Here is an 8409-nt window from a genome sequence, read left to right as displayed (position 1 = left end):
CAGGGGCGAGTCGATATAGGTTAATTCTTACACCCAACATTGATGCAGCGACTCGCCCCTACAACCGATATTATCCCAATAATCTTGACAATCACGACAGAAAACCCGAAACCGTTGATGTTCTCGTAGGGGCGAAGAGCCTGATTCAATTAACATCACCCAACCCTTAATGGTATCGGGTCGCCCTCCGTCAGGTATTGGTAATGATCTGACATCGTATACATAAAAACAATGGTAGGGGCGAAGAGCCGGATTCAATTAACATCACCTAACCTTTAATTTTATCGGGTCGCCCCTACAGTCCTGATCAATTTCAATTAATCGCTGATTCCGGAATGGATACGATTTTTGATTTTCAAGTCGGTGCAGATGTATTGGGTTTGGCATCGGGTTTAACCTTCAGTCAACTGCTGCTCACCCAAGCTGAAGACAATACCTTGATTTCTGTTAAGAACAGTGGCGAAGTCTTGGCGACTCTAATTGGAATTCAAGTCAGTCAAATTAGTCAGGGTGATTTTGTCGTGTATATTTAGCTACTTTGTGTTACGTCCATCTGTACTCAAGTTGGTTGAGGAGATGTCACGGAACTTCCCACTAAAGGCAATCGCAGGGTGAAGATACTGCCAACGCCTAATTCACTCTGTACCTGCAAACTACCGTGGTGTGACTGCGCGATCGCAGCCGCAATAGCCAACCCTAATCCCGAACCCCCCGTATGACGAGAGCGATCGCTATTCACTCGATAGAAGCGATCAAAAATCTGTCCTTGGTCTTCTGGGGTAATGCCAATCCCTGTATCTTTAACTTGGATCATCCCATAATGATCACCCTTGTCTAAAATAACCGTTACGTTTCCCCCAACTGGAGTGTATTGGATAGCATTAATAATTAAATTAGACACTAAGCGATAAAGCTGTTCCTCATCCCCGATCACCTCTAGAGGAATTCCCACTCGTACCTCAGAACTCAGCGTGATCTGAGAAGCAACAGCTAAGGCGGCTAATTCCTCAACTAAATCGCTCACTAAGTCATTCAGACAGCACCTCTGACGTAGTACAGGTGCAGGTTGCCGATCCAGGCGAGACAACAATAGCAAATCCGCAACCAACTGACTCAGCCGCCGATTCTGTCGTTCAACAATTTCCAGGGTGTTTCGTGCCTCTTTTTCATCTAAACTGGGCATCAACAAAGCCGATTCTACCGTCGCCAGTGTCGCGGCGACAGGGGTTCGCAACTCGTGAGCCGCATCAGCAGTAAATTGTTGGATTTGCTGGTAAGATTGGTAAATCGGTTGCATGGCTAACCCCGCTAACCCCCAACTGGCAACGCCAACAAGAATCATGGCGATTGGCAACCCCAATCCCAAAATTAATTTCACTGTACTCATGTAGTCGTTGATGTCTTGCACAGAACGCCCTACCTGTAAGTAGCCCCAATCCTGCTGATCCTGGGTATGTAGGGATAGGGAAATTTGCTCATAGGTGTTGCCCTCTTCATCTGATACAGTGTGCCAAGAGTCCTGGTTGAACACGAGGGGTAATCCGGCTGGATCAGCCCCCGCGATCGCTACCAAACTGCCTGACTGATCAAATAGCTGGATGTAGTAGTCTCCTTGATTAACAGCACTGAGCCTGTGGCGTTCACCATTCACCCGTGCTGGAGAGCAGTTTATCTCCACTAGACAAAGATTCGGTAAAATATCCCGAACCCTTGGCTCCACTTGTCCAGGCTGCTTGAGTTTTGATTCTAGGCTGTCATGGAGTGTCCCGGCTACAGATTTTAACTCCCGCTCTAAAGTGATTAAATGAGCATGAGCGATCGCTTCATAAACGCCAAACCCCAACAGGCTCAAAATGACACCCATGACGAAGGCATAGGAGAGTGCCAATTTTTGACGAGTCTGGCTAAATAGCTTATTTTGACGCATCGTTGCTCAAATTAAGACGGTATCCTATACCATGTACCGTTTCAATCGGAATCGCGCAGCCGATTGATTCAAGTTTGCGGCGCAGCAAGCGTATTTGTGCCGCCACGACATTACTCATCGGTTCTGCACTCACCTCCCAGAGCTGATTGCGAATTTGGTCACTAGTTACCACTTGATTGGGATGCCTCATGAAATACTCTAGAAGCTGGTACTCCTTATTAGTCAGCTGCACCTCCTGTTTTTCTCCCTTCGCCGCGACACGATAAACTGTTCGAGTACCGCAGTCGAGCGTCAGGCTTCCCACTTGAAGTTGTTGGGGTTGGAGTTGAGGCGATCGCCGCTGCAGTGCCCTAACTCTGGCTAGCAGCTCTGCCATTCTAAACGGCTTGACTAAATAGTCATCTGCTCCCGCATCCAACCCCGCCACCCGGTCTTCCAAGCGGTCTTTTGCGGTTAGCATCAAAACGGGCAAGGAACTTTTGTTCGCACGCAGCCGACGCAGTAGTTCTAGTCCCGATAGTCCGGGTAGTAACCAGTCTAAAATAGCCAGCGTATACTGCATTTCCTGGTCTTCTAAATAGCCCCAAGCTTCAGTACCGTCAACAACCCAATCAACCACGTACTTTTCTAGACTTAACGCTCGCTTAATGGCAGCCCCCAAGTCTGGCTCATCTTCAACTAGCAACACTCTCATAGATTTAACCCGTAAACGCTTAGGTTCAAGACTATCAGTCCTATAACGGTGAAATTAGACCCGAACACCATCAATGAATTAAGTGTGTGCGATCGCGTTTCCACAACGCTCTTGGGTGTTACGATTGAGGTTATGCAAGAATAAAGACTAAAACTTAAAATTAATTCCGAAGCCTCTGTAACGATTTAAGTCTACCTGATACTATGAACTACCTGCTTGCTGTCCTGAAAAATCGCATTGAAGCCGAAGAAGCTTACACAGTTCTGGAAAAAAGAGGCTTGCCGATGAATCAAGTCACGATTCTGGGTAAAGGCTATCAAAGTGCTGATGAGTTTGGCTTGATTGACCCGAATCTGCAAGCAATTAAGCAAGTTAAGCAACTCGCCTACTGGTTGCTCCCTTTTGGTTTTGCGGCTGGATATGCCTTTAACCTACTCACGGCGATCGAAATTCTACCTATAAGTCCCATAGGGAATCATATCATTGGCGGTATCTTCGGTGCGATCGCGGCAGCAATGGGCAGCTTTTTTGTTGGTGGCGGAGTTGGCATTGCCTTGGGTAGTGGTGACGCACTCCCCTACCGCAATCGTCTCAATCAGGGGAAATATATAATTGTTGTTAAAGGTTCAGAGGACTTAATTCGCCAAGCTACCCCGCTACTGAAGCGATTTGAGCCGGAAACGATTCAAGGATATACCGAGTGACAGGGTTTATCGGCTATCTAAAATCTCAAGTTCAAATTAGATAGGATGTTTCTAATCTAGGGGTAGTTCCCCTCCCATCTGAGTAGGGGTTTGGTAACCAAACCCCTACTGGATTCAGGCAATTTTCCCAACTGGAGAACCCGGGATGGAAATGGGACACATTATGTACGAGAAGCTAGTGCAGCGGGCATAAAAATACAAGAGCCGCTTCGTAGATACGATGAAGCAGGGGGAGCAGAGGGAGCAGGGGAAGCGGGGGGAGATATTAGCTGTTCAGTTATTTCTGCCTTCTTGCACTAGCAACCTGCCAATCAATGAAACCTAGTTAAGAGTCAGTCTTTCTCATAAAAGTTTTACGGCTTTAATAATCGCATCGGGTCGATCCACCCAGACAAAATGACCACTGTTTTCAACCGGAATTTGCACGCAATTGGTTGAAAGTTTAGCTAACTCATCGTGGATGCGATCGCGTAATCGATTGGCGGCTTTCAATGGCATCAAAACGGTTAGAAGTGAAGGGATGAAAAATGAAGAGGCTTTAAGACTAACAATCGGCAGATCTTTAAGATTAATAGCGCAGCGGACTTGGCGACCACTTGTATCTAAACTCAAGATTTCTCGGGTCATCGTTACCCAGTGTTTGGGGCGACAGAAAGAGCGTTTTACCGCTTGACGGGAATCCAGGGAAAACTGACGTAATTTTGGTTTGATTAATTCAAATACGCCAATTATATTTAGCAGACGAATGATGCCCAATGTTGCTCCCAGAACGGATAGGATAAAGCCTGACGCAAAGAACAATTGTAATCCGCGCAGGATTAGGGGCATTTTTAACATCGCTGATTCATGTAACCCGTCAGTCATGACTAATCCTACAACTTTTTCAGGGTAGCGATGGGCGTAAAGACGCATATTGTAACTGCCAAAGGAGTTGCCCACTAAAATATAAGGAGGTTCTAAACCCGCCAGGGTCAACATCTGGTCAAGTTCGGTGACAATTTGATTACTGGTGCGAGGATGAGGGCTGTGATCGCTCCAGCCAAAACCCGCACGATCATAAATACAAACCCGCGCAAGTTGCGCCAATTCATCCACCAAAAAATAGCCCTCAACTCCGCCCAAACTATGATCGAGTACAACGGTTGGAGATCCGGTGCCTGCTGTAACGTAATGCAAGCAGAAACCGCCCACATCCACCCGTTGACCCGGTGGTGGTGTACGATCTTCTCGCCAGCAGGCGATCGCTTGATACAAGGTTGTAGCCGTTAGGATTAAAACTCGCAGGGAAAACAGCGACATAGGAGTAAGTAGGTAGGGACAATAAAAGTTAACGGTGGAGATCGTCATTTGTCCTTTGTCATTCGTCCTTTGTAAGGGTTTGAGGATTATTTACAAACCTTAATATAGTTGAGTTTATTTCCACCAACCTACTTAAGTCAGAGTAGGATAGAGTACTCAGTTCGGTTCATCGGCTAGTTTCTATTCCCAAACAAATAACTTTAGCAATTTTTTCAGAGATGAAATATAATAACAAACTTATGCATAATTTATAACTCATCATTACTCATGCTGCCACGAGAGGACTTACTCAAAGGCGTCGAAAATCGTGATCCTGTTGCCCGTGTAATTGATCAAGCGGAACAAGCCATCAAAACCTGGGAAGTGGTGTTGAGCGATTTCCTCTCACCGCCTGTACTGGTGGAAATTCAGCAGCAGTTTTCTCGGTTGACAGAGGTACAACTTTTGCCATGGGGAGGATATCCTCAAGCTGAACGTCAACGGCTGGGGATCACCCGTGAAGAATTGCCTCTGGATCAGTCTCAGGTTGAGGTAGCGGCGTTAGATATTGAGGGCAATTTTCTCTTTGATCCAGCCACGCATCGGGATTTCTTGGGCGCGATTCTGGGAACAGGGATTGTTCGAGAGAAAGTTGGCGATATTATTGTCTTAGGAGAACGCGGCGCTCAAGTGATTGTGATTCCAGATATTGTCGAGTTTCTGGAGATGCACCTGACTCAAGTGCGTTCGGTGCCGGTGAAAACTCGACCGATTGAGTTGAGTCAACTCAAGATTCGAGAACCCAAGAAGAAAGAAATGACGACAGTCGAAGCATCGATGCGCCTAGATGCGATCGCGTCAGCCGGATTTGGCACATCCCGCAGTAAGATGGCAGATTTGATTGGGGCGGGTGATGTGCGGGTAAACTGGAAAGAGGTGAGCCAGTCGAGTTACTCGGTTAAACCGGGCGACTTAATCGCGATTCGGGGTAAAGGCCGCTTGCAAGTTGGAGATGTTGCCATAACCAAAAAAGAGCGTTACCGTATCCAGTTAACCCGATTTATTTAACCATTTTCCAGCAGCATTAGATGACAGACTCAGTAAGCCATCAGCAGGAGGAACTTCCCGTCGAGATGCAATCATCTAAACTCAAGCCGAGCTTTTCTTGGCAAGGGATATTTTCTTTGCTGATGTTTTTTTATATGTATCTGCCGATTTTGGTCTTGACATTTTATAGCTTTAATCAGTCAGCCTATAGTGCCAAGTGGCAGGGATTTACGTTGGAGTGGTACATTAAGCTATTTAGTGATGTACGGGTGCTGAAGTCGTTGCAAAATAGCTTGACGGTTGCTTTTGTGGCTGTGGTTATTTCCGCTGTGATTGGCACGTTGATGGCGGTGGGGTTGGTGCGTTATCAATTTATGGGGAAGGGGTTATATCGTGGGGTATCCTACTTACCGTTGATTATTCCCGATATCGCCATGGCAGTGGCGACTCTGGTGTTTCTGGCGGTGATTGGCACGCCATTAAGTTTGTGGACAATTGTGGCGGCGCATGTGGTATTCTGTCTGGCATACATTGCTTTTGTCGTCTCTTCGCGCATTTCTAGTCTTGATCCGTATTTGGAAGAAGCAGCACTCGATTTAGGCGCAACCCCGTTTCAAGCGTTTATGCAAGTGTTATTGCCAGAATTGATGCCTGCCATAATTGCGGGGTGCTTAATTTCCTTTGTTCTCAGTATGGATGATTTCCTGATTGCTAGCTTTACGGCTGGAACCGGATCGACAACTCTACCGATGGAAATTTTTAGCCGCATTCGTACTGGAGTTAAACCAGATATTAATGCCTTGAGTGTAATTTTGATTGGCGCATCTGGGGCAATTGCCTTTGTGGGTGAGTGGCTGCGCTATCAAGGGGAAAAGAAGCGATTGAGGTAGGGATTCGTCATTGGTCATTGGTCATTGGTCATTGGTCATTGGTCATTGGTCAAAGAATAGTAAACGTTAAATTATAAAAAAATATAGGCTAGTTGTCAAACAATAAGACTATATTCCCCAGACTCGGTTAAATGCATTAAAATTTGTAAATATAGAGAAATAGGATATAGCGTTTAAAATTGTCCGACGAAGCTGGAAATAAGGAGGGGAGAAGTGGAACCTACCATAAACTGTGCTGAAGCCTGCGTCAATGGTTGTGTATTGGGTGATAAATGTCCCCACAAGGAGTATGCGGCTAAAGCCTCAACATTTATCAATGAGACGTCACTGGATAAAATGTATGAGATAGCTGAGGAGGCGCGACGGAAGAAAATGATGGAACCTCCCAAGTGGGTGATCCCTGATTTTCCGGAGTAGTTGAGTCGGAAGCGAAGACAGCGCTCACTACGAACGTTGAAATTGGAGTGAACTGAGGGGAGTCAGAAGCGAAGACAGCGCTCACTACGAACAGCGCGATCGCACTTTCTGTTGCCTTAACCCAAAATCGCCCCAACTGTGGCACTCTGAGAGAATAGAGAACATACAGATAGTCTGGTTACAGAAATTATCCCGATAGGTTATGCAAACACTTCCAACCCCTCAAACTGCCCCCAAACCCCCAGCCTTAGATACCGTTATCCACCGTCGCCAAACCCGCCCGGTATCCGTCGGGAATGTCACCATTGGTGGCGGACATCCGGTGGTGGTGCAGTCGATGATTAATGAAGATACCTTAGATCTTGAGGGTTCCGTGGCGGGGATTCGCCGCCTGCATGAAATTGGCTGTGAGATAGTCCGAGTCACGGTTCCCAGTATGGCGCACGCTAAAGCCCTCGCCCAAATCAAGGAGAAACTGATTCAGACGTACCAAGAGGTTCCCTTGGTGGCTGATGTTCACCACAACGGGATGAAAATAGCCCTAGAAGTCGCCAAGCATGTGGATAAAGTGCGGATTAATCCAGGGTTATATGTGTTCGAGAAACCAAAGAGCGATCGCACCGAGTATACTCAAGCTGAATTTGAACAAATTGGCGCAAAGATTAAAGAAACCTTAGCACCTCTCGTCATTTCCCTACGCGACCAAGGGAAAGCCATGCGAATCGGGGTGAATCACGGTTCCCTGGCTGAACGGATGCTATTTACCTACGGCGATACCCCGGAAGGGATGGTGGAATCGGCGCTGGAATTTATCCGAATCTGTGAATCCCTCGACTTCCGCAATTTGGTGATTTCCCTGAAAGCTTCCCGTGTTCCCGTCATGCTGGCGGCGTATCGGTTGATGGTACGACGTATGGATGAGTTGGGAATGGATTACCCCTTGCATCTCGGTGTTACAGAAGCCGGTGATGGGGAATATGGACGGATTAAATCTACAGCGGGTATTGGTACGCTATTAGCCGAAGGAATTGGGGATACAATTCGCGTTTCCCTGACGGAAGCGCCAGAAAAAGAAATCCCAGTTTGCTATAGCATTCTCCAGGCTTTGGGACTGCGGAAAACCATGGTAGAATACGTCGCCTGTCCGTCCTGCGGTCGTACATTGTTTAATTTAGAAGACGTACTGCACGAAGTTCGGGAAGCGACGAAACACCTGACGGGTTTAGATATTGCCGTGATGGGTTGTATTGTCAATGGTCCGGGGGAGATGGCAGATGCGGATTATGGCTATGTAGGTAAGCAACCGGGTTATATTTCCCTGTATCGGGGACGCGAAGAGATTAAGAAGGTGCCGGAAGATCAGGGAGTGGAGGAGTTAATTAATTTGATTAAAGCGGATGATCGTTGGATCGATCCCTAAGTTAGTCGGGGTACAATATATCGTACCCCTAA

The 8409-nt window shown here is 46.9% G+C and carries 10 protein-coding genes; 7 read left to right on the top strand and 3 right to left on the bottom strand.

The window, feature by feature from the left end:
• Nucleotides 1-335 precede the first annotated feature (335 nt).
• A complete protein-coding gene (locus RIG27_RS19065) occupies nt 336-533 on the top strand; it encodes a hypothetical protein (protein WP_446345845.1) in 198 nt (65 codons plus the stop codon).
• Nucleotides 534-559: 26 nt separating this feature from the next.
• Here RIG27_RS19065 and rppB read toward each other — a convergent pair whose 3' ends face one another.
• On the bottom strand, nt 560-1927 hold the full coding sequence (gene rppB, locus RIG27_RS19060) for a two-component system sensor histidine kinase RppB (RefSeq protein WP_446347730.1): 1368 nt from the start codon (nt 1925-1927) through the stop codon (nt 560-562).
• The gene (rppA, locus tag RIG27_RS19055; RefSeq protein ID WP_446347728.1) at nt 1914-2621 is read right to left on the bottom strand and encodes a two-component system response regulator RppA; all 708 of its coding nucleotides are present in this window, start codon (nt 2619-2621) and stop codon (nt 1914-1916) included. Before rppA ends, rppB begins: the two co-directional genes overlap by 14 nt.
• A gap of 203 nt (nt 2622-2824) precedes the next feature.
• Between rppA and RIG27_RS19050 the strand changes: the two genes are divergently transcribed.
• Both RIG27_RS19050 and RIG27_RS19045 read left to right on the top strand, forming a co-directional pair.
• Nucleotides 2825-3325, top strand: a complete 501-nt coding sequence (locus RIG27_RS19050; RefSeq protein WP_446347726.1) for a hypothetical protein — start codon at nt 2825-2827, stop codon at nt 3323-3325.
• Nucleotides 3326-3415: 90 nt separating this feature from the next.
• A complete protein-coding gene (locus tag RIG27_RS19045) occupies nt 3416-3625 on the top strand; it encodes a hypothetical protein (RefSeq protein ID WP_446347724.1) in 210 nt (69 codons plus the stop codon).
• 42 nt (nt 3626-3667) lie between these two features.
• Here the strand turns inward: RIG27_RS19045 and RIG27_RS19040 are convergent, their stop codons facing one another.
• A complete protein-coding gene (locus tag RIG27_RS19040) occupies nt 3668-4624 on the bottom strand; it encodes an alpha/beta fold hydrolase (protein ID WP_446347734.1) in 957 nt (318 codons plus the stop codon).
• A 267-nt stretch (nt 4625-4891) separates the two neighbouring features.
• On the opposite strand from RIG27_RS19040, the gene RIG27_RS19035 reads away from it, so the two are divergent.
• The 4 genes from RIG27_RS19035 (at nt 4892) to ispG (ending at nt 8377) form a co-directional block, all read left to right on the top strand.
• Nucleotides 4892-5671, top strand: coding sequence for a photosystem II S4 domain protein (locus RIG27_RS19035; RefSeq protein ID WP_446347722.1), 780 nt, complete (start codon nt 4892-4894; stop codon nt 5669-5671).
• 20 nt (nt 5672-5691) lie between these two features.
• Nucleotides 5692-6540: an ABC transporter permease gene (locus tag RIG27_RS19030; RefSeq protein WP_446347720.1), complete on the top strand. Its 849-nt coding sequence runs from the start codon at nt 5692-5694 to the stop codon at nt 6538-6540.
• 213 nt (nt 6541-6753) lie between these two features.
• Nucleotides 6754-6957: a hypothetical protein gene (locus RIG27_RS19025; protein WP_446345831.1), complete on the top strand. Its 204-nt coding sequence runs from the start codon at nt 6754-6756 to the stop codon at nt 6955-6957.
• 202 nt (nt 6958-7159) lie between these two features.
• A complete protein-coding gene (ispG, locus tag RIG27_RS19020; protein WP_446347717.1) occupies nt 7160-8377 on the top strand; it encodes a (E)-4-hydroxy-3-methylbut-2-enyl-diphosphate synthase in 1218 nt (405 codons plus the stop codon).
• Nucleotides 8378-8409 lie beyond the last annotated feature (32 nt).

The organism is Coleofasciculus sp. F4-SAH-05 (genome assembly GCF_040222985.1).
GTDB lineage: Bacteria > Cyanobacteriota > Cyanobacteriia > Cyanobacteriales > Coleofasciculaceae > Coleofasciculus > Coleofasciculus chthonoplastes.
Note: the sequence above shows the minus strand (reverse complement) of the source record. Positions and strands in the feature narration are given on the sequence as shown.